Here is a 20708-nt window from a genome sequence, read left to right as displayed (position 1 = left end):
CTCTTCCTTCGGTTTTCAGTCTTTAACCGCGAACACCCAGATCACCCCGCCCTGCGGGACGAAGGTGCTCGTCTTCATGGTCTGGTCCAGGCGCGTGATCATCTTCTGCGCGTCGACGCCCCAGCCCGCGTGCACCGCAATGTACTGCACACCGTCGACCATATACGAAATCGGCACGGCGGTGATGCCCGAGTTCGCCTTGAACTCCCACAGCACCTTGCCGTTGGTGGCGTCGAAGGCGCGGAACATGCGGTCGCTCGATCCGCCGGCGAAGACGAGCCCGCCGCCGGTGGTGAGCACCGGGCCCCAGTTGACGTGCGGGTACTCGAAGGTCCACACCTTCTTCCCGGTGTCGAGGTCCCACGCCTGGAGCTCGCCGATGTGCTTCGCGCCTTCGCGCCTGAAGACGCGCGTCGCGTTGGCGTCGGTGCCGACGAAGCGCTTGCCCGGCTCGTAGGTCGGCGGCTTGTCCTCGCCTTTCAGGGTCGCGCAGAGGTTCTCCTGCGCGGGGACGTAGAGCAGCCGCGTCTTGGGGTTCCATGCCGCCGGCGGCCAGTCCTTGCCGCCCCAGTGCGACGGACAGAAGGTGACCGAGCGCCCCATGCCGGGCTTCTTCGATTCGTCCCAGCTCGGGCGTCCGGTCTTCGGGTCGATGGCGGTGAACACTTCCTGCTTCACGAAAGGCTTGGCGTCGACGAAGCGGATCGCATCCTGCTGGCGCTCCAGCAGCCACAGATAGCCGTTGCGGCCGGGGTGCACGAGACCGTTGATGCTGCGGCCGTTGCGCTTGTATTCGATGAGGAGCAGCGTCGAGACTTCGTCCCAGTCCCAGCTTTCGTTCGGCGTGTACTGGTGATACGCGCGCATCTTGCCGTTGTCGACGTCGAGCGCGATGACCGACGCGGTGTACAGGCTGTCGCCGGGCCGCATGTCGCCGATCCATGGGCCTGGATTGCCGGTGCCCCAGTACGCGAGGTTGAGCTTGGGATCGTAGTGGCCGGTGATCCACACCGAGCCGCCGCCGGTCTTCCACTGGTCTTCGCGCTTCCACGTGTCGGCGCCGGGCTCGCCCGGCGCGGGGATCGTGTAGGTGCGCCAGACTTCCTTGCCGGTCTGCGCGTCGAGCGCCGCGACGTAACCGCGGATGCCGAACTCGCCGCCCGAGGTGCCGACCATCACCTTGCCCTTGGCGACGAGCGGCGCGAGCGTGAAGTAATAAGCGCGCTTGTAATCGTCGACGCGGCTCTCCCACAGCACTTTTCCGGTCTTCGCGTCGAGCGCGACGACGAACGCGTCGAGCGTGGCGAGATACACCTTGTCTTCGTACAGCGCGACGCCGCGGTTCGTCGGATGCCACTGCACGACGTCTTCGGGAAGGTCGCGCTTGTAGCGCCAGATGAGGTCGCCGGTCTTCGCGTCCAGCGCCAGCACCTGGTTGCCGGGCGTGGAGACGAACATCATGCCGTTGTTGACGAACGGCGGCGCCTGGTGGCCTTCGACCGTGCCGGTGGAGAGCGTCCACACCGGCTGGAGCCGGCGCACGTTGCGCGCGGTGATCTGCTCGAGCGGGCTGTAGCCCCAGCCTTCGAAGTTGCCGCGGTAGTGCAGCCAGTTCTGCGGCTCGGGTTTGAGGAGGCGGTCTTCGGTGACCGGCGAGTATGTCGTTGCGGCTTGTGCTGCGGCGATGCCGGTGAAGAGAGCGAGGCAAGCTGCGATGGTGTGGCGATGCATGTCGGATCCCCCCGGATCGAACCGGGGTCAGACCCCAAGAAGCCGGGGTCCGACCCCGAGCAGTTAGGTTAAGTCCGCGCCGACCCTTCCCACGAACGTTCCCGCGACGACCAGCGCGTCATTCTCGACTTTCACCGGCAAGCGCGGGAGCCGGCGCGTCGCGGGGCCGTCGACCACGCGCGCGTCGTCCTTCGGGTCGAACTGCGAGTCGTGACACGGACACTTCAACATCTTCCTGTCCTTGTCCCACGCCCAGTCGCTGCAGCCGCCGTGGGTGCAGATGGCGGTGAAAGCGAGATAGCCTTCCGGCGCGTTCGCGCGCGCGGCCGCGCTCAGGTCCTGGGGATCGAGCCGCAGGAGCAGCACTTCGTTCAAACGCGATCCGTCGCGGATAACGTTCGAGTCGCGATGCTGCGCGTATGCGGTGATGTGCGGCCCGCCGAGCGGAAGGTCGCCGGACGCTATGGGCTTGCCCTTGTTCGGTCCGGTGGAATGAACCAGGCGATCGCCGGGTTGCGGGCTAGCGTTACGCGGATCGGCGGACTGTGCCGACGCGAGAGACGGCGCGAGACTCAACGCAAGCGCGGCCCTGAGCACGTCCCGTCGCGAGCACGGACACATGGCGTTTATTGGGGTCAGGTCCGGATTTCCGAAATTCGGACCTGACCCCAATTTGTTACTGCACGCCGGCGGCGGTGGATCTCAGGAGCTTGCCCTGGAGCGAGCCGGTATGCTCGCCGTCCCTGAACGCGATCTTGCCGGCGATCACCGTCGCCCTGATGCCTTTGGACTTCTGCTTGAGACGGCGCGCGCCGGTCGGCAGGTCGTGCTCGATCGTCGGGATCTCGGGCGCGATGGTCGCCGGATCGAAGACGTTGAGATCGGCGATCGCGCCCTGGCGCACCAGACCGCGGTCCTTGAAGCCCCACGCGACCGCGGGTGTCAGCGTGATCATCTTCACGCCTTCCTCGAGCGTGAACTCGCCGCGCTCGCGCACCCAGTAGGCGAGCAGGTGCGTGTGGATCGACGAATCCATGATGAGCGAGACGTGCGCGCCCGAATCGGAGAAGGTCATCACGGTGCGCGGGTGCTTGAGCGTCGCCAGCGCCTCGGTGTCGTTCTTGGGCACCGTCGCTTCGTCGAACTGCATGAAGAGCTGGTTGAAGTCGGACTCGAGCGCGAGGTCCATCATCACCTCGACCGGGTCCTTGCCGCTTTGCTTTGCAAGATCCGCGACGGTCGGGTTCCTGGACACCGCGCTCTTGAAGACGTACATGTTGTCGTACTGCGGCGCGCGAGGCTCGCCGCCGCCGGTGCGGTACTTGCCGCTCCGGGTCGCTTCGATGAGGCGCTTGCGCGTCTCCGGATCCTTGAACGCCTTGCGCTGCTCTTCGATGGACAGCTCGCGGATCTTCGCCCACTCCTCGAAGTCGTCGAACTGCAGCCGTCCCTTGAACGACAGCATGTGCGAGATGCCGCGCGTGTGGGTCTGGCCGAACATGCGTCCGCCGGCCCTGGCGGTGTCGTCGAGGAGATTCAGGGCGTCCCGCGTGCCGGGGCTGCCGGCGGGAATGCCGAAGGTGATCGGCACGCCGCTCTTCACCGCGAGATCGCGCAGACGGTCGTTGTACTGCTTGCGCACCGCGGGATCCTTCGAGCGCGACTCGCGCTCGCGCGCGTACTCGAAGATGCCGCGTCCGGTCGTGCCGACCGCGCATACGAGCTGCGAGAGCTCTTCCCACGTGCCGTGGTTGGACGCCACCGGGCGGCCGTCGGGATCGGGGAGCCGATGTCCCGTAGAGAGCGAGCTCGTGAAGCCGATCGCGCCAGCATCCATCGCGTCGAGCAGCTCGGCTTCCATCGCGCCGAGGTCGTCGTGCGTCGCGGCTTGCGAGAACGCGCGCTCGCCCATGACGTAGGTGCGCAGCGCCGAGTGCCCGATCTGCGCGGCGTAGTTGATCGCCTTGGGCAGCTTGTCGACGACGTCCATGTATTCGCGGAACGTCGTCCAGCTCCACTTCACCGCGGCGCCGATCGCCTCGGGCGAGATGTCCTCGGCGCGGATGATGTTGGAGAGGACCATGTCGCTCTGCTCGGCGGAGCCGGGCGCGAGGCTGAACCCGCAGTTGCCCATGACGGTCGTCGTCACGCCGTGCCAGCACGAGCAGCTTCCGATGGGATCCCAGAAGACCTGCGCGTCCATGTGGGTGTGGCCGTCGATGAAGCCCGGCGTGACCACATGGCCCGTGGCGTCGATCTCCTCCTTGCCTTTTTCGCGGATGCGGCCGATCGAGGCGATGCGGCCGTCCTTCACCGCGACGTCGGCGCGATACGACGGTAAGCCCGTTCCATCGACGACGGTGCCGTTACGGATCACGAGATCGTACATGTGCGGTTCTCCCATCGTTGGGCGGGGTTTACCCCGCCGTGGTTTTCGTAGCGGACCATCAAGCTTACTCGCGCGCGTCCGCAGAGACCACGGTCCGGAATGCGGACTGCTTGACATCTTATGGTTACTGTGTAGTAAAACCGATCATGCGCCTCGTACGGCAGCGACAGATAATAAGAGAGGAGAAGACATGCCCCAGGCACAGCTCAATCGATATCGCGCTTTGCGCTCGGTGGTCGTCGACGCGGTGGGCTCGCCCGACGAATTGCGCGAGCGCGTGCACAGCATCAACGCGGCGGCGATCCGCAAGCTCGGCGCGCGGCTGGTCGAGCTCGAGCTGATCACGCCCGAACAGCTCGAGCATGCCTTGCAGCTTCAATCGGCGGTGTCCGGCGTGCGGCTCGGGCACCTGCTCGTCGATCTGGGTTTCGTGTCCGAGGCTCACCTTGCGCAGGTGGTCTGCGAGCAACTCGGCATCCCCCTCGTCGATCTCGAGAGCTTTCCGATCGACCGCAATGCGGTCCTTCCCCTGCTGCCCGAGCAATGCGCCAGGCGTCACGGCATGCTTCCGCTGTGCCGCATCGACGGGCGGCTGTTCGTCGCGATGTCCGACCCGCTCGACCTCCAGGCGCTGGAGGCCGCGCGCTTCTGTGCGCGCATGACCGTGATGCCGGTGATGGCGCTGCGCCAGCAGGTGTTTGAAGCCATCGGCAATCTGTACTACTACGGCGCGATCGCCTACGGCCGCACGCGCGGCGCGGCATCGCGCCCCGCGCCGGCGCTCGCGCCGCGCGATGCCGAAGCCGCTCGCGATCCACAGCCGCCGCGCGCGGCGCCGCCGCACGCCAACCAGAACCGCGGAGCCTACGCTTCAGGCGCGCGCCCGGTGCAGAGCCGCATGCACGCCGCGCACCGCCCCGTGCTGCAGCCGGCGGTGGTCGAGAGAGCGGCCTCGCCCGAGCAGCTGCGCGCGCGCGTGTCACGCATGCGCGACGCCGCGATGAGCAAGCTCGGTGCACGACTGGTGGAGCTGCGACTCCTCTCCCGGGAACAGCTCGATCGTGCCCTGCACGTGCAGCGCGCGCGCTCGAGCCTGCACCTCGGGCAGGTGCTGACCGCGCTCGGCTTCGTGTCGGAGGCGCACCTGAGACAGGTCGTCTGCGAGCAGCTCGGCATCCCGATTGTCGACCTCGACAGGTTCCAGGTCGACCGCTCGATGCTGGACTTCATGCCCGAGCGCTCGGCCCGGCAATACCGGATGCTGCCGCTGTGCTGGATGGACGCGCAGCTCTACGTCGCGATCGCCGATCCCCTGGACACCGACACGCTGGAGCACGCGCGGTTCTGCACGCAGTTGCCGATCGCGCCGGTCATGGCGCTGCGCCACGAGATCGAACGGGCGATCGTCACGCTGTACAAGGCCCCGGTCATGCCGAGCGCACCGCGCCGCGCGGAGTCGAAGCGCGGCGACGTGCACGCCGCGCTGGCGTGGCGCTAGGCGTTCACGCCGAACTCGCGCCGGCACACTTCGGCGAGCTTCGCGACGCCCTGATGGATCTCCTCGTGCGAGGGGCTCGCGAAACATAGCCGCAGCCGGCTCGCCGCGTGCGCCTTGTTGACCGACCACTGTGGCCCGGGATTGATCGCCACGCCCGCGGCCAGCGCGTGTTCGTAGAGCTTCATCGCGTCGACGCCGTCGGGGAGCTTCACCCACAGGAAGATGCCGCCCTGGGCATCGGAGAACTCGGCGGCGTCGCCGAAGTGCTCGCGCAGCGACTCCATCAGCGTCTCGAGCTTCGCGCGCAGGCCGCGGCGCAGCTCGGGGACGTGCTTCGCGAAGTTCCTCGCGCAATACTCCCCGAGCACCATCTGCTCCAGCGCGCCCGAGCCCCCGTCGGTCTTGAGCGCGAGGGTGTGCTTCATCACGTCCCACGGCGCGACGATGTAACCCACGCGCAGCGCCGGGGCGATCGACTTCGAGAACGAGCCGATGTAGATGACGCCGCCGCGATCGCTCATCGCGTAGATCGCGGGCGGGCGCTGTCCCGACCACACCAGGTCGGCGTAGCAGTCGTCCTCGAAGATCGGCACGCCGTGCGCTTGCGCGAGGCGCAGCATCTCCTGGCGGCGCTCGACCGGCAGGATGGTCGCGGTCGGGTTCTGCACGGTCGGTATGGTGTAGATGTACTTCGGCTTCGCGCCTTTGCTCTTCAGGTCCTCGAGCGCGCTGGCGAGCGCATCCATGCGCATGCCGTGCTGGTCGAGGGGGATGCCGATCGGCGTGACGCCGAGGCGCAGCAGGCGGTTGATCGAGCCCTGGTAGCAGTCTTCCTCGATGAGGACCGTGTCGCCTTTTTCGAGCAGCGTCGCGTTGACCAGATCGAGCGCCTGCAGCGAGCCGGACGTGATGAGGATGTCCTCGGGCACGCAATCGATCGCGGCGTCGGCCTTGAGCTTGCCCGTGAGGAATTCGCGCAGCGGCCGGTAACCCTGCGGCCCGCTGTTCAGGCCGTAGGTCGAGAGCGTGCGGCCCTCGCGCTTCAGCACCGCGTTCGCCGCGTCGATCAAGCCTTCGAGCGGCAGGCGGTCGGGATCGTTGTTGCCGCCGGTGAAATCGAACTTGACGCGGCCGGTCCAGCGCGCGGCGGCGGGGGGTAATCCCGCCGGCAGCAGCGGCGCGAAATCGAAACGTGCGGAGTCCATCGCCTTCCTTTCGGGTGCGCCGCTTCGTGGCGAGCGGCGTCCTTATTCTTGCACGTGCCGGCGTATTACTCGATCTTCGCGCCCGAGGCCGCAACGACCTTCTTCCACTTCGCCGTTTCCATCTCGATGAACCTGACGAATTCGGCGGGCTGTTGCGGCGCCGCGGCGACGCCGGCGTCGAAGAACTTCTTCTGCACTTCCGGCACCGCGAGCGCTTTCATCATCGCGGCGTGGATCTTCTGCACGAACGGCTTCGGCGTGGCTTTGGTGACGGCGTAACCCTGCCACACGGTCACTTCGAAACCGGGAACGCCGGCTTCCATCATCGTCGGCAGGTCGGGCACCTGCGGTGCGCGCTTGGCCGAAGTCACCGCGAGCGCGCGCAGGCGTCCGGCCTTCACGTGCGGCAGCGGTCCGGGCAGGTTGAAGAAGAACGCCTGGATCTCGCCGCTGATGGTGTCGGCATAACCCTGCGAAGAGTTCTTGTAAGGCACGTGGATCAAGTCGATGCCGGCGGCCGACTTGAGGTACTCCATCGTCAGATGCGGCGACGCGCCGACACCCGATGAGGCGAACTTGTACTTGCCCGGGCTCGCCTTCATGAGCTTGATGAACTCCGCCACGTTCTTGGCCGGCAGCGAGTTCGTGACGCACAGGATGTTGGGCATCGTCGCGTAGAGCGAGATCGGGGTGAAGTCGCGCAGGTGGTCGTACGGCAGCTTCTTGTGGAGCCACGGCGTGATCGCCTGGTTGATGCCGTAGGTGAGGATCGTGTAGCCGTCCGGCGGGGAGTGCGCCGCGATGTCGGTGCCGAGGATGCCGGCGGCGCCTGCGCGGTTGTCGACGACGAGCGTCTGCCCCCACGCTTCGCTGAACGCCTGCGCGAAGATGCGCCCGATGACGTCGGTCGACCCGCCCGCGCCGAACGGCAGTATCAGCCGTCCGGGCTTGGACGGGTAATCCGCGGCGGCGGCGGCGCCCGTGAAGATGAAAAGAGCCGAGATCAGGATGCAGCGTGTGATGCGAGCCTTCACCGAGTTACTCCTCCTGTTGTTGGACGCACGCCGGATGGCGCGGCACTGCTAATCGAGTCGCACGTGGGCGAACTTGATCACTTTCGCGTACTTCGGAATCTCGCGCTTCAGCAGCGCCGCCAGCTCTTCGGGGCTGCTGCCGACCGGGTCGAGCGCTTCGCGCGGCATGAACGTTTTGACTTCCTGCGTCTGGAGCGCCTTGCGGATCTCGGCGTTCATCTTGTCGACGGTAGCCTTGGGCGTTCCTTTCGGGAAGAACATGGCGTACCAGTTGTCCGACTCGAAGCCCGGATAGATCGAGTTCATCGTCGGCAGGTCGGGCAGCGCGGACGAGCGCTTGGGCGTCGTCACCGCGAGCGCCCGCGCGCGGCCCTGCTTGAGGAACGGCATGATCGACGGTGCGGTCGCGAAGATGTAGTCGGCCTCGCCCGAGACGAGCGCCAGCACCGCCGGTCCGCCGCCGCGATAGTTGAGCACCGTGGTCTTCAGGCCCGCGACCTGGTTGAGCATCTCGGCGGTCAGGTGACTGGTGCTGCCCGCGGTGTTGCCCGCGACGTTGAAGACGCCGGGGCGCTGCTTCGCGAGCGCGACGAGCTCCTTGACCGACTTCGCAGGCACGCTCGGATGCACCGTCAGCACCAGCGGTGTCGACGAGATCCAGCTGATCGGCATCAGGTCGCGTTCGAGATCGAAGGTCATGCGTTTGGCGTAGAGCGTGACGACGACGGATATGCTGCCCGAGGTGAAGAGTATCGTGTTGCCGTCCGGCGGGGAATCCACGACGAGCTGCGCGGCGATCAGGCCGCCGGCGCCGGTGCGGTTGTCGACGACGTAGTTGAGGCCGGTGCTCTTGTTGAACGCGGTCGAGAGCACCCGCGCCTGGATGTCGGTGCCGCCGCCCGGCGCGAAAGGCACCAAGATACGCACCGGCTTGTCCGGCTGCTGCGCGGCGGCCGTTAAAGGGTTGAAGGCTGCGACGAATGCGGTCAGTGCAACGGCAACGGCTCGATCTTTCATCTCGCGTCTCCTCGGAGTCTGATGATCAGCAACGGGTGCAGCTTATGTCGCGCGGCAAACGGCACCGCGCGACATAAGACCGGGAGGAGACACGGGAGCTTACAAAAGCGCTAATCCAGCCGCGCCCCCGAGTCCTTCACGACGCGCTCGTACTTGTCGTATTCCGCCTTGAGCTTCTTCGCGAAGTCGTCGGCGGTGAGGTACATCGGATCCAGCACCTGCGCGTTGAGGTTGGACAGGACCGCAGGATCGGCGAGGGCCTTATGGATCTCCGCATTGAGCCGGTCGATGATCGGTCGCGCCGTCCCTGCCGGGACGAAGGTGCCGAACCACGAGGTGAATTCGTAACCTTTCACCGTCTCGCCGATCGTCGGTATCTCGGGCATTTGCGTGATGCGCTTGTCCGAAGACACCGCGATCGGACGCACGCGGTGCGACTGGATGTGCGGCAGCACTTCGGACACCGGCGTCAGGATGAGCTGTATCTCGCCCGCGGCCAGCGACGCCGAAGCCGGCGCGCCGCCCTTGAACGGCACGTGGACCATCCTGATGTTCGCCATCTGGGTGAAATAGCTCGTCGACAGGTGCTGGAACGCGCCGACGCCGGCCGAGCCGTAACTGATGTCGCCGGGACGCTTTTTCGCGAGCGCGATCAGGTCCGGCACGGTGTGCACCGGCATCGACGGATGCACGGTGAGCAGGCCCACCAGCCTCGACACCGTCGTGATGCCGGTGAAATCCTTCAGCGCGTCGTACGGCAGCTTGCGGTAGAGGTGCGCGTTCGCGACGAGCGTCGCCGAGTACACCATCAGGGTGTAACCGTCCGGCGGGCTCTTCGCGACCATCGTTGCGCCGATCGTTCCGCCGGCGCCCGCGCGGTTGTCGATCACGAATTGCTGATTCATCTGCTCGCCGACTTTCTGGAACACGATGCGCCCGACGATGTCGGTCGCGCCGCCCGGCGGGAAGACGATGACCACGCGCACCGGTTTCGAGGGATAAGGCTGCTGCGCCCAGGCTGCGGCGCACGCGATCATGAAGAGAAGCACCTGCGACAACGCACGTAGCATGCTCATGCCTCCTCGTATCGATTGGACAGCGGGAAAACCGGCGAATCAGTCGAGACGCGCGCCGGAGATCTTGATGATCCTGCCGAACTTGTCGTAATCGGCCTTGAGCAGCTTCGCGTACTCGTCGAGCGTGAGGTACATCGGGTCGAGCGTCTGCGAAGAGAGATTCTGCGCGACCGCGGGATCGGCGACCGCTTTCTTGAGCTCGAGATTGAGCTTCTCGAGAATCGGCTGCGGCGTACCCGCCGGCGCGAAGGTGCCCATCCACGAGGTCAGCTCGTAGCCCGGCACGGTCTCGGCGATCGTCGGCAGGTCGGGAAGCTGCGAGATGCGCGTGCTCGAAGACACCGCGATGGGGCGCACGCGCTTGCTCTGGATGTACGCCATGACCTCCGAGGCCGGCGTCAGCAGAACCTGGATCTCGCCCGCGGCGGCGGCGATCGCGGCCGGGCCGCCGCCCTTGTACGGGACGTGCACCATGTTGATGTGGGTCATCTGCGTGAACAGGCTCGTCGACAGGTGCTGGAGCGCGCCCACGCCCGCCGAGCCGTAGCTGATCTGACCGGGGTGCGCCTTGGCGAGCGCGATCAGGTCTTTCACCGTTTTCACGGGCATCGACGGATGCACGGTGAGCGCGGCGACGAGCCGCGCGACCGGTGTCAGGCCGACGAAGTCCTTGAGCGCGTCGTAGGGCAGCTTGCGGTAGAGGTGCGCGTTCGCGAGCAGCGTCGTCGAGTACACCATCAGGGTGTAGCCGTCAGCGGGGCTCTTGGCGACGTTCGCCGCGCCTATGGTTCCCCCTGCGCCGACTCGGTTGTCCATGATGAACTGCTGATTGAGCTGCTCGCCGACCTTCTGGAAAACGATGCGCCCCACGACGTCGGTGGCCCCGCCGGGCGGGAAGACGATGACGACGCGGACCGGCTTGGAAGGATACGGCTGCGCCCACGCCGCGCCGCAGGCAAGGACGAAGAGACCGAACCACGCGCTGATTGCTCGAATCGTGCTCATGCCGTTTCTCCTCAGAAGGGGTGAAGCACAAACTCGGCGGATCAGTCTCTTGTGGTTGCCAGCTTACCTGCTCAATCGTGAAGGGTGAAGGGTGAAGGGTGTAGGGTGCGTCAGGCGCCAGCCGTAACGCACCGCGAAAAGCCCCGGATCAAGGCTGCCACATCGGCCGGGCGGGAAGCGCGCGGTCGAGGTGCGAGCGGCCGAAGAAGACGAAGGCGTCGAAGTGATCGGCAGGCACGATCTCGACGCCGCTCTCGTACGGTCCGGGGTAGTTCTGGTTCTGCATCCACCAGCGCGGGTGCTCGGCGAGGAAAGGCGCATCGGCGGGCACGAATGCGAACGCGTGGCCTGCCTCTTGCAGTTTTCTGTCCATCGAGTTGCGCGCGGTCGGCAGCGACCACGGTCCCTGCGTCCCGCTCGCCTCGTAAGCGGTGAACGCGACATTGAAGACTGTCCTCTTCGTCGCGGCCTCGAAGAAGTACACGCCCGACTTCAGATCGCCGTAGCCCCACCAGTCGGCGCGCGAGCGGTTGTGCGAGACATGGCTGGTGTGCGCGGAAAGGATCGCGCGCTTCGCGGCGTGCTTCTCCATGATGATCTCGAGATTCCGGGCTTGCGCCGCGTCGCGTGCGTTCCAGGAGCGCACGTCGTCCGACCACTGGTCGTGATGGAAGCCGAGCCAGCCGAGCAGCGTCGACGCCGACAGCGCTAGCTCGTGATCGCGCGATTGTCTTGCGGCGTCCATCACCTTCGCCAGCGCGGCGCGGCAGGCTTCGTACTCCGAAGCGGGAAACATCGTGCCGTTCGGCTGGACCTGGGCGGTGACCTCGTCCACCTCTTTCCACGATTTCGAGCGATACGCAGGGCACAGCGCCGCCGCGTCTTTCACGATCGCGTAGTGCGCCCACGGCCGGTCCCAGATATCCATGCCGCGAAAGACGATGGCGTCGGCCGGCCGCGCGAGATTGAAGTCGCAGATCCATTCGAAGAGCGGCGCATCCGAAGGCGTAGGCATGTACAGCACGTCGAGCGGCGGCGGGCTCTTCGCTTTCCTGCACGAATCGACCCAGCGCGCGAGCTCGACGCTCCTCAGGGTCGGGTTCTCCCACACGATGAGGCGAAAGCCGTGCTTCTCGACGAGATAGCGGATGAAGCGCGCCTGCGCTCTCAGGAGCCCGGACGAGCCGTGCACCGTCTCGCCGAGCGCGACGACGTCCGCCGCTGCGACGCGCGCACCGACGAGCTTGTCGAGCACGACGTCGGCGATCTTCTCGGGCGCCGTCCTGAGCTCGGTGACGCCGGGCAGCGCGCCGTGCGCCGCGGCACCCGGGACGAGCGCGAGCAGCGCGAAGAGCGCGCACGCTACTGCGTGTGAATGAGGTTCCACCTCCTCACCTCATCCCCCCGTCTTGCGCAACACCACGTGCATCGCTCGCTCGCCCTGCTTGTATTCGCCGCATTCGTAGCCCAGGGCGCGCAGGTCGAGGCCGTCGAAGAGCTTTTCGCCCGCCCCGAGCAGCACCGGGCGGATCGCGAGGTGTAATGCGTCGATCAGACGCGCCTGAAGGAACTGGCGTACGGTCGAGACGCCCCCGCCGATGCGCACGTCGCGTCCGCCCGCCGCGGCTTTGGCCTGCTCGAGCGCTGCATGGATGCCGCCGGTGACGAAATGGAACGTGGTGCCGCCTTTCATCGCAAGCGGCGCGCGCGGATAGTGCGTCAGGACGAAGACCGGGACGTGATAAGGCGGCTCCTCGCCCCACCAGCCTTTCCAGCTCTCGTCGGGCCACGGGCCTCGCACCGGGCCGAACATGTTGCGCCCGAGGATCCACGCGCCCATGTTCTCGAAGCCCTGCTCGGCCATGGTGTTGTCGACGCCGGTCTCGCCGTCCTCGTTACCTTGCATGCGCTGCCACACGCGTGTCGGGAGAAACCACTGCATCAGCTCGATGCCGCGGACGCCGAGCGGGTTCTGCAGGCTCTGATCGGCGCCGGCGCCGTAACCGTCGATCGATACGCCGAAGCTCTGGACGCGCACTCTGGACATGATGGGCCTCGCAAATGAACGGGATTATTCTATGCGAGCGCACCGCACGCAGGCGCGCTTCCGAAGGAGGCCAACATGAAACGCATCGCCGCCGCCGTTCTCATGCTCGCAAGTTTCGCTTCCGCACCCGCCGCAACTCTGGTCGTCCTCAACAAGTCCGAGCACACCGCTACGCTGATCGATCCCGACTCCGGCAAGACGCTCGCCAAGCTGCCGGTGGGCCGCGGCCCGCACGAACTCATCACGAGCCCGGACGGGCGCACCGCGTACGTCTCCAACTTCGGCCGCTACAACAATCCGTGCCCGGCCGGCGACACGATGTGCCAGAAAGCCGGCAACACGATCACGGTGATCGATCTCGCCGGGCGCACGGTGAAGGCGACGTACGACTACGGCACGAACACCGGCCAGCACGGCTCGGTCATCAGCCGCGACGGCAGGCACCTGTGGGTCACGTCGGAGACGCCGCAGTCGCTGCTGGAGATCGACGCGGCGACCGGCAAGATCTTGAACCAGTGGATGACCCGGCAGGAGCGCGCCCACCTCGTCGTCGTCACGCCGGACGAGAAGAAGTTCTACGTCTCCAACACCGTGTCCGGCAGCGTGACCGCGATCGATCGCGCGAGCGGCGCGGCGAAAGTGATACCGATCGGCAAGGGCGCCGAAGCGATCACGATCTCGCCCGACGGCGCCGAGGTCTGGGTCGGCATGCCGGTCGACAACAAGCTCGCGATCATCTCGACGTCGAAAGACGAAGTGGTGGAGACCCTCGACTCGGGCGGCGCGCAGCCGCAGCGCGTGCGCTTCACGCCGGACGGGAAGGACGTGTGGGTCTCGCACGTGCGCGACGACAAGCTCACGGTCATCGACGCGAAGACGCGTAAAGTCGTCGCCAACGTGAGCGTCGGCAAACGCCCGCAGGGCATCGTGTTCTCGCCCGACGGGCGCCGCGGCTACTTCGCGCTGTCCGGTGCGAACCAGGTCGCGGTGATCGACGTGCCCGGGCGCAAGCTGGTGCAGAGCATCGACGTCGGTCTCGACCCGGACGGCATCGGTTACGGGCGCTGACGCGCGCGCTGCCTGACGGTTCGCTTGGCGAGCGGCGTCGTCGACGATAGGCGCTGCTATGTCGTGCACGTCCCGCTCGCCCCGGTTCCCTGCGATGCTCGCCGCGGCGGGCGCCTGCGCAAACCGACGCGATGCAAGTCGCGTCGTCCCGGACCTGTGCGCGGGAGCGCACGCGATCCGGGATCCATCTGACGTTAAAGGGCTCGACAGTGCTCGGCGACAACCCCGTCCGCGTCTGCGCTTCTCGGCGCTCCACAGGGGCTTCCGTGACGTGCACGGCACAGCGCGTGGCGTTGCCGCAATGACGTTGACCGGCGTCAAGTGCTGCAGTCGGCCAGGGGCAGAACTTCCAGTATGACAGGCTCCGTCTTTCTACTACCATGGCGCGTCGCGGTAAGGCTGAGCTCAGACGCGCTTAGAGCTGCGGCGTCGCGATCAGCTATCGTTCCGCTAGCAATCGCCGAATCAGGGAGAGGGAATGAATAAATGCATCGCTGCTTTAAGCGCTATCCCGCTCATATACGGTGCTGCATTCGCGCAAGACGTACCTGACCCGGCTAAAGCGCAGCCAACGACGAAGCTCGAGGCATTTTCCGCGCGAACTGGTGTCGTGGTGATTAAGGGTTATTCGAGCTTGGGGATTCTGATCGGAACCGGTCGTGTGACAATCGACTCACGCGAATTCCGCGACGCAAGTAATCCCAGAAATCGCGAGTATGGAATCACGATTGCAGTCAAAGAAGTCGGCCGCTCGGAACGGGAGAGCACCTCATATATCGATAGCGACGAGATCGATTCGCTGATCCGCGGTATTGATTACATCGCAAAAATTGACAAGAGCGTTACGACGATGAATGAGTTCGAGGCGCAGTACCGCACGAGGGGGGATTTCGCGATCACCACATTTTCGTCGAGCCGTGGAGAAGAAATTCGCGTGGCAATTTCAAGCGGAAGGATCGGCAGAACGACCGCATTCTTCAAGCTGTCTGATCTTCGAGACTTGAAGGATCTCATCGCTAAGGCAAAGTCCCAAATCGATGTCGCGCGGGCTGCGGCTAAGTAACTGAAAGCGCTGCGCACCTCACCGCGCCGCACTCATCAACCGCGGCGTCCGGGATCAGACTCAGATTACGCGCGCCGGAGTCGTTCGGTCGCCACTGGGGCATAAAGGAAAGACGCCGAAGGTTGCGAGACGTCGAGCAGCGCCATCTGAGGCAGCCGAAGCTGTTTAGAAAATCGCAGATGACGATAGCGGCCTCCGGCCAGAGGCAGAAGTACATCGGGCGTCAGGCCGAGCTTCCGCTTTTCGGCCAGTGCTGCCATTCGGCCGTGCCTCGTTCCGGTCTGCAATGAATGGGTTACCTGCCGTTCACCCGTGAATCAATTCGCACGGCAGCTTCTCGATCGGGCAAACGCGAACTTCCGACCCGACTCGGACGCAGTGGCGCCGACTTTTAATGGCTATGTGCGGAGCGCATCGACGCCGTGGCGCCAACGGTCTGAGCGGCGCGCGACTTGTCCATCGCAAGCTATGCGATTCGCGAAAACAGTAGACGGTGTTGTCATGCTGGTGTAATACCGGCGCGAGTGGCGAATAACTCGCAGCTGGCATGACCCTGCCCGTTTTGCTGAGTAGACGTCATATACATCGCTTCGACAACGCAGCCTTACCGCGTCTGAAAGACGAGAGGATGATAGCTATGGTCGATGCTCATGGATAAAGGCGCACACTTCCATTGCTGCGACCTGCAGGTTCACACGCCACGGGACCTCCAGTGGACCGGGGCAACCTGCATCACGGAGGACGAGCGTAGATCCTACGCGACAGAGCTCGTGGGCGCGTGTCGAGCACGCGGTATCAACGGTATCGCGATCACGGATCACCACGACATGCTCTTTGTGTCGTACGTGCGCCGGGCGGCTGAGGAAGAAACCGATCCCAACGGGGCACCGCTGCAGGCGCATGAAAGGCTCGTGGTGTTTCCAGCAATGGAGCTGACCCTGGCGGTTCCTTGCCAAGCCTTGATCCTCTTTGACGCCGAATTCCCTGAGGATCTATTTTCGCTGGCGATGACGGCGTTGGCGATTACACCAAGCGCGCACGATAAGGAACGCACTGCCGAAATTCAGCGGCTGAACATCCAATCCTTGCGCGAGCTAAAGGCGACCCTCGATAAGCATGCCTATTTGAAGGGCCGTTACATCATCCTGCCAAATGTCGGGGAAAGCGGCCAGTTCTCGCTGCTGCGCAAAGGCCTTGCTCAAAAATACGTCGAGATGCCGTGCGTCGGCGGCTATGTCGATGGCGATATAAACAAGCTCGGCAGAGGTAATGCCGCGATCGTTGCCGGGACGGTGAAGGAGTGGGGCAACAAACGTATCGCGTGCTTCCAAACGTCGGATAACCGCTTCGCGGATCATCGCTTGCTCGGGAAATGGACGACGTGGATAAAGTGGGCGATCCCAAGCGCGGAGGCGTTGCGACAAGCGTGCCTCGCGCAAGAATCCCGAATCATGCAGGCGGCACCGAAGCTGCCCGCCGTGGTGATCAGCAGCATCAGCGTCAGCAACAGCGCCTTTTTGGGGCCCTTCGATCTCGAACTCAACCCCCAATACAACGCGCTAATTGGCGGCCGGGGCACCGGGAAGTCGACCATCCTCGAATACCTGCGGTGGGCCTTGTGTGATCAGCCGCCAACCATTTCTGATGAGGACACGCCGAACTATCAGGCCCGTCGCGCGCGCTTGGTCGAGCAAACGCTAAAACCACTCAATGCCTCAGTACAAGTCGCTTTCGAAGTAAACGGGGTATCGCATATTGTTCGCCGAAGCAGCCAAGATGGCACGCTATTGATGAAGATCGCTGGTGCCGACATGCAACCATGTACCGAGCACGACGTGCGTGCGCTGCTGCCGATCCAGGCATATAGCCAAAAACAACTTAGCAACGTGAGCGTGCGCATCGATGAGTTGGTGCGGTTTATCACCGTGCCGATCCAAGCCGATCTCGCGCGAACCGCGCAGGAGGCGCGGGAACGCGCCGACGCGGTGCGAAGCGCTTATGCCGCTCGCCTGCGGCAGCGATCACTGACCCAAGCCTTGCAGAATCACCAACTGGAAGAGCAATCGCTGACGCAGCAGGCGGGATGCCCTGCGCGCCGGGCTCATGGGGCTCTCGGACGAGGATCGGCAGCTTCTCGACCAAGGCAAGAGCTTCGACGCGGCGGAGGCGGTTGTCCAGACGTGGCAAGATCGCGTCCGAAGCGTCAAAGAGGGCGCGATTGCGCTGCGTAGTACGATCGACGCCTATTTCGAGCATCCTGAAGGCACGCCGACAGCGCCTGAGCACGCGATTCTCGACGCCGCGCACCAGGAATATTTGGCATTCCTGATCGATGCCAAGACAAGCGCCAATCAAGTCATAGCGCGCGCGGATGCGATTGTTACCGAAAGTGCCCGTAGCCCTGACGGACCATGGCAGAAGTGGTCCGACAAACTAGCGGACTTCAAGGGGCGCTACCAAGCGGCGGTGCAACGGTCCTCGGCACAGACGGACCAGCTCAAGCAGCTGGCCGTGATAGAGGAGCAACTGCGCACGCGCCGGAGAGAAGCCGCGCGCATTCAAGATGAGTTGCATGCGCTTACGACGGCCGACGACGCCTATCAAGCGGCGCGTACTGCATGGCAGTCTGCCTTGCGCCAACGCGATGATCTGATTGAGGCTCAGTGTGCGACGCTGACGGGAAGCTCGGCCGGATCCATTCGTGCGCAGCTAAAGCGGCACGTGGATAGCACCGCATTCGAAGGAGCTCTTAAGGCGGCGCTAAGTGGCTCTCGGGTTCCTGGGGCCAAAATTGAGCGGCTTGGCGAAAGCATCCGGGCTGCAGCCGATCCGGCCGTGCAGTGGAACGCTCTGCTGACGGATCTCGAAAAGCTCGCCGAGCTCATCGTCGAGCAAGATGCCGTGGAAAAAAGGCCGCCGGTGCCAACATTGAATGCATCAGGGCTCTCGGCCGGAGATTTAGATCGCATTGCGCGTGTGTTGAAGACGGAGGACTGGTTGACGTTGTCGCTCATGCCGATCAAAAGCGTCCCAATCTTTGAGTACCGCGCCCGTGAAGGCGAATACATCGCGTTTAACAACGCCTCAGCCGGGCAGCAAGCAACGGCTTTGTTGAAAACGCTCCTGAATCAGGACGGCCCGCCGCTCCTCGTGGATCAGCCCGAGGAAGATCTGGACAATCCTGTAATGCTTGAGATAGTTGCGCAGCTGTGGCAGGCGAAGCAAAAGCGCCAGGTTATTTTTGCGAGCCATAATGCGAACCTAGTCGTTAACGGTGATGCCGAGTTGGTTGCTTGGTGCGATTACCGCGTCGCCGGCGATCAGTCGCGAGGCTGCATCGCCGGCGAAGGCGCTATCGACGTCCCGGCCGTACGTGACGCGATCAAGGCGATTATGGAAGGCGGCGAAGCCGCGTTTGCATTGCGTAAAGAGAAATACGGCTTTTAACTGATGGTCGCAACGTCTAGCGGCAAAGCTTGCGCCACGTGCGTTTCGGCTTTGCTGAAATGGATATCGTGAATCTATGACTTACTGGCGCATGCAGTTACATCCAGCCGAATCTGAAGGTGCGGTACGCCATACCGTTGCATGCCTTACGGCCGGATATATCGGTCTCGACTTTTCTGAGGAAGTGCCAGATCTCCTCACGACTACGCAAGATGTGCTTCCGGCAAACCAACGTTACTATTGGGGCTTCGCGCACGAGATGGCCGAGGGTGACAGAGTGTTGTTGTTCACCCACCATTTCCCCTTTGCGCTCGTGCATGTTGCTGGCGCGTACAACTACATACGAGAGCCCGCTCCGGAAATCGGCGTTTGGTTCCGGCACTTTCGCAAGGTCGACGACATTCGCTACTACGGCGATTTCGTCACGAATGCTCGGGCGTGGGAATATTTGACCATGACCGCCACTATCACGCCGCTGCGCGAGCAATCCTCGGCATCGTATCGGTTAATCGAAACTTGGCTACGCGATGGCTGACCGCGCGCTGGACACGGCTGCACGTGGATGCCGCGCGTTCGACGGCGCCGCCAAACGTGAACTGTGAGCCTCGGCATGGCCTCCTCAAAAGACACGCGAGATAACGGCGAGGCGAGGGATGCGCTTTTCCGTGTAAAGCGAGGCCTCTGTGGCTATGTTAGCTATCTCGCTGCTTGCGAGATGAACCAGGCATTCAGTGAGTATGTGCTCTATGAACCTATTCTTCGAATACTTACGGCGCGTCGCTTCACCGTGCACTGCGAATACGAATGTCCCGGCATAGAACAGCCGTCGCGGGGGGATAAGAAGCGGCTTGATTTCTATGTAATTGGACAAGCCAGTCGCTTTGCCTTGGAAGTCAAGTGGCTGAAGTCGAACAATCTCGGCATTAGTCGAGACATAGAGAAGCTACAAGCTTTCCGCAACTGCGAACCGGATGCTCTACCGCTGCTGCTTGTGTTCGGACGCAAATCACACTTGAAACCGCTGAACCTGAAGGCGAAGAACTTCAAAGAGTGGGGCACCGCGGTGTATGCCGATTTGCGCAGGACCAAGTACGGCTGTCGAATTTTCCGCTTGGAGAAGGCTTAACGCCCGAGCACCACGGCTTTTCGGTGCGTGGCGTCTCGCGCGCTCTAACGAGTTGAGCGGCACAGGCCGGCATCACCGGCCACGCGTCCGCCCGAACGAGCGTTAGACATTTGCTTCACCAGAACACTCATCGAGGGTACTCATCATCGCCGTTTGCCCAAGGACGGCAGACCGCCCTGTACTTCGTGCGGCTTTACCCCGTCAGTAACGGTCAATGCAGCAGCACCGTGAATTCCTGGTGGCAATGCATTTTTCCGCGCCAATCGCCGAGCTTCTTCGACGCTGACCGTTCTCGCGCCGGCGCAGATAGCTACGAGGTCGAGCGCCTGGCGTGTGCGCCTCAATTCGAGTGCGAACACCCTTTGTGGGGGGATCAGAAAAGGCTGGCCGAGCTTCAGTGGCGGAAGATTGAGAATAGCCACCGCGTCGTACTCAATCGCAAATGCACCCGTGTCGAGCTTTACGACAAATGCCGCCGGTGTGTTCTTGCGAATGGACATCCCGCGAGCGAGGTGCAGCGTTCCGTTCCACAAGCCGTCCATCACCTCGCAAAGCGCCCGATACGTCGTCCCCTTGCGGTTGATCGACAGGAACTTAGAAGTCGCGGCACCCATGTCCTATTGTCTAGCTAGAAGTCGCATCCTAAAAACGACGCAATCTAAAGCGTCGCAGACATGCATGAATTGTAACGACGCGCCTAAATAGTCATACAGATTCAGAAACGTCTCGGCAGAATAGTACGTCCTGACCACAAAACGCAAACGCGTCAGGCACGCGGGACGTGTGTACGACCGCTTCGCGTCGGAAGTTCGCGTTCCCGAACCGAGAAGCTGCCGCGCGAATCGATTAAACGGCGGAACGGCAGGTAACCAATTCATTGCAGACCGGTACAGCCCACGGTGGAATGGCAGCACTGGCCGAATACCGGACGTCGGCGTAGGCGTAGTGAATGTCTCTTCAGGGTCGATTGCTGCTGTTCATCACCGCTTGCCGCGCCGGGTG

The 20708-nt window shown here is 63.8% G+C and carries 18 protein-coding genes; 6 read left to right on the top strand and 12 right to left on the bottom strand.

Annotation, left to right across the window (positions count from 1 at the left end):
* Nucleotides 1-15: 15 nt before the first annotated feature.
* The 3 genes from VHP37_15360 to VHP37_15350 form a co-directional block, all read right to left on the bottom strand.
* Nucleotides 16-1731: a PQQ-dependent dehydrogenase, methanol/ethanol family gene (locus tag VHP37_15360; GenBank protein HEX2827730.1), complete on the bottom strand. Its 1716-nt coding sequence runs from the start codon at nt 1729-1731 to the stop codon at nt 16-18.
* A 63-nt stretch (nt 1732-1794) separates the two neighbouring features.
* Nucleotides 1795-2097 (bottom strand): Rieske (2Fe-2S) protein, encoded by a 303-nt coding sequence (locus VHP37_15355; GenBank protein HEX2827729.1) that lies wholly within the window; start codon nt 2095-2097, stop codon nt 1795-1797.
* A 310-nt stretch (nt 2098-2407) separates the two neighbouring features.
* A complete protein-coding gene (locus tag VHP37_15350; GenBank protein ID HEX2827728.1) occupies nt 2408-4120 on the bottom strand; it encodes an amidohydrolase family protein in 1713 nt (570 codons plus the stop codon).
* Nucleotides 4121-4310: 190 nt separating this feature from the next.
* On the opposite strand from VHP37_15350, the gene VHP37_15345 reads away from it, so the two are divergent.
* The gene (locus VHP37_15345) at nt 4311-5618 is read left to right on the top strand and encodes a hypothetical protein (GenBank protein ID HEX2827727.1); all 1308 of its coding nucleotides are present in this window, start codon (nt 4311-4313) and stop codon (nt 5616-5618) included.
* Here VHP37_15345 and VHP37_15340 read toward each other — a convergent pair.
* The 7 genes from VHP37_15340 to VHP37_15310 form a co-directional block, all read right to left on the bottom strand.
* A complete protein-coding gene (locus VHP37_15340) occupies nt 5615-6823 on the bottom strand; it encodes a PLP-dependent aminotransferase family protein (GenBank protein HEX2827726.1) in 1209 nt (402 codons plus the stop codon). The genes VHP37_15345 and VHP37_15340 overlap by 4 nt on opposite strands.
* A gap of 65 nt (nt 6824-6888) precedes the next feature.
* Complete coding sequence (locus tag VHP37_15335; GenBank protein ID HEX2827725.1) at nt 6889-7857, bottom strand: tripartite tricarboxylate transporter substrate binding protein; 969 nt, start codon at nt 7855-7857, stop codon at nt 6889-6891.
* A 48-nt stretch (nt 7858-7905) separates the two neighbouring features.
* The gene (locus tag VHP37_15330; protein ID HEX2827724.1) at nt 7906-8874 is read right to left on the bottom strand and encodes a tripartite tricarboxylate transporter substrate binding protein; all 969 of its coding nucleotides are present in this window, start codon (nt 8872-8874) and stop codon (nt 7906-7908) included.
* A 110-nt stretch (nt 8875-8984) separates the two neighbouring features.
* A complete protein-coding gene (locus VHP37_15325) occupies nt 8985-9950 on the bottom strand; it encodes a tripartite tricarboxylate transporter substrate binding protein (GenBank protein HEX2827723.1) in 966 nt (321 codons plus the stop codon).
* Nucleotides 9951-9989: 39 nt separating this feature from the next.
* Nucleotides 9990-10955 (bottom strand): tripartite tricarboxylate transporter substrate binding protein, encoded by a 966-nt coding sequence (locus tag VHP37_15320; GenBank protein ID HEX2827722.1) that lies wholly within the window; start codon nt 10953-10955, stop codon nt 9990-9992.
* 148 nt (nt 10956-11103) lie between these two features.
* Nucleotides 11104-12342 carry an erythromycin esterase family protein gene (locus VHP37_15315; GenBank protein ID HEX2827721.1) on the bottom strand — a complete coding sequence of 413 codons (1239 nt, stop codon included), beginning with the start codon at nt 12340-12342 and terminating at the stop codon, nt 11104-11106.
* 9 nt (nt 12343-12351) lie between these two features.
* Entirely contained in the window at nt 12352-13002 is a 651-nt protein-coding gene (locus tag VHP37_15310) for a dihydrofolate reductase family protein (GenBank protein ID HEX2827720.1), read from the bottom strand.
* Between the two features lie 75 nt (nt 13003-13077).
* Here VHP37_15310 and VHP37_15305 point away from each other — a divergent pair, with 75 nt between their 5' ends.
* Nucleotides 13078-14070, top strand: coding sequence for a cytochrome D1 domain-containing protein (locus VHP37_15305; GenBank protein HEX2827719.1), 993 nt, complete (start codon nt 13078-13080; stop codon nt 14068-14070).
* A gap of 478 nt (nt 14071-14548) precedes the next feature.
* Nucleotides 14549-15133, top strand: coding sequence for a hypothetical protein (locus tag VHP37_15300; GenBank protein ID HEX2827718.1), 585 nt, complete (start codon nt 14549-14551; stop codon nt 15131-15133).
* A 65-nt stretch (nt 15134-15198) separates the two neighbouring features.
* Here the strand turns inward: VHP37_15300 and VHP37_15295 are convergent, their stop codons facing one another.
* Complete coding sequence (locus VHP37_15295; protein HEX2827717.1) at nt 15199-15393, bottom strand: hypothetical protein; 195 nt, start codon at nt 15391-15393, stop codon at nt 15199-15201.
* 666 nt (nt 15394-16059) lie between these two features.
* Here VHP37_15295 and VHP37_15290 point away from each other — a divergent pair.
* From VHP37_15290 to VHP37_15280, 3 genes are all read left to right on the top strand, one after another.
* Complete coding sequence (locus tag VHP37_15290) at nt 16060-17364, top strand: ATP-binding protein (protein ID HEX2827716.1); 1305 nt, start codon at nt 16060-16062, stop codon at nt 17362-17364.
* Between the two features lie 1292 nt (nt 17365-18656).
* Nucleotides 18657-19115: a hypothetical protein gene (locus tag VHP37_15285; protein ID HEX2827715.1), complete on the top strand. Its 459-nt coding sequence runs from the start codon at nt 18657-18659 to the stop codon at nt 19113-19115.
* A 75-nt stretch (nt 19116-19190) separates the two neighbouring features.
* Nucleotides 19191-19706 (top strand): hypothetical protein, encoded by a 516-nt coding sequence (locus tag VHP37_15280; protein ID HEX2827714.1) that lies wholly within the window; start codon nt 19191-19193, stop codon nt 19704-19706.
* Nucleotides 19707-19849: 143 nt separating this feature from the next.
* On the opposite strand, the gene VHP37_15275 is transcribed toward VHP37_15280, so the two are convergent.
* Nucleotides 19850-20320: a hypothetical protein gene (locus tag VHP37_15275; protein ID HEX2827713.1), complete on the bottom strand. Its 471-nt coding sequence runs from the start codon at nt 20318-20320 to the stop codon at nt 19850-19852.
* Between the last annotated feature and the right edge of the window lie 388 nt (nt 20321-20708).

It is taken from the genome of Burkholderiales bacterium, from assembly GCA_036262035.1.
Classification (GTDB): domain Bacteria; phylum Pseudomonadota; class Gammaproteobacteria; order Burkholderiales; family SG8-41; genus JAQGMV01.
Note: the sequence above shows the minus strand (reverse complement) of the source record. Positions and strands in the feature narration are given on the sequence as shown.

Coding starts and splice junctions, on each gene's coding strand:
- VHP37_15275 (HEX2827713.1), bottom strand. CDS start 20,320: ATGGGTGCCGCGACTTCTAAGTTCCTGTCGATCAACCGCAAGGGGACG.
- VHP37_15285 (HEX2827715.1), top strand. CDS start 18,657: ATGACTTACTGGCGCATGCAGTTACATCCAGCCGAATCTGAAGGTGCG.
- VHP37_15280 (HEX2827714.1), top strand. CDS start 19,191: ATGGCCTCCTCAAAAGACACGCGAGATAACGGCGAGGCGAGGGATGCG.
- VHP37_15360 (HEX2827730.1), bottom strand. CDS start 1,731: ATGCATCGCCACACCATCGCAGCTTGCCTCGCTCTCTTCACCGGCATC.
- VHP37_15310 (HEX2827720.1), bottom strand. CDS start 13,002: ATGTCCAGAGTGCGCGTCCAGAGCTTCGGCGTATCGATCGACGGTTAC.
- VHP37_15340 (HEX2827726.1), bottom strand. CDS start 6,823: ATGGACTCCGCACGTTTCGATTTCGCGCCGCTGCTGCCGGCGGGATTA.
- VHP37_15350 (HEX2827728.1), bottom strand. CDS start 4,120: ATGTACGATCTCGTGATCCGTAACGGCACCGTCGTCGATGGAACGGGC.
- VHP37_15320 (HEX2827722.1), bottom strand. CDS start 10,955: ATGAGCACGATTCGAGCAATCAGCGCGTGGTTCGGTCTCTTCGTCCTT.
- VHP37_15305 (HEX2827719.1), top strand. CDS start 13,078: ATGAAACGCATCGCCGCCGCCGTTCTCATGCTCGCAAGTTTCGCTTCC.
- VHP37_15290 (HEX2827716.1), top strand. CDS start 16,060: ATGGAGCTGACCCTGGCGGTTCCTTGCCAAGCCTTGATCCTCTTTGAC.
- VHP37_15295 (HEX2827717.1), bottom strand. CDS start 15,393: ATGGCAGCACTGGCCGAAAAGCGGAAGCTCGGCCTGACGCCCGATGTA.
- VHP37_15300 (HEX2827718.1), top strand. CDS start 14,549: ATGAATAAATGCATCGCTGCTTTAAGCGCTATCCCGCTCATATACGGT.
- VHP37_15345 (HEX2827727.1), top strand. CDS start 4,311: ATGCCCCAGGCACAGCTCAATCGATATCGCGCTTTGCGCTCGGTGGTC.
- VHP37_15330 (HEX2827724.1), bottom strand. CDS start 8,874: ATGAAAGATCGAGCCGTTGCCGTTGCACTGACCGCATTCGTCGCAGCC.
- VHP37_15325 (HEX2827723.1), bottom strand. CDS start 9,950: ATGAGCATGCTACGTGCGTTGTCGCAGGTGCTTCTCTTCATGATCGCG.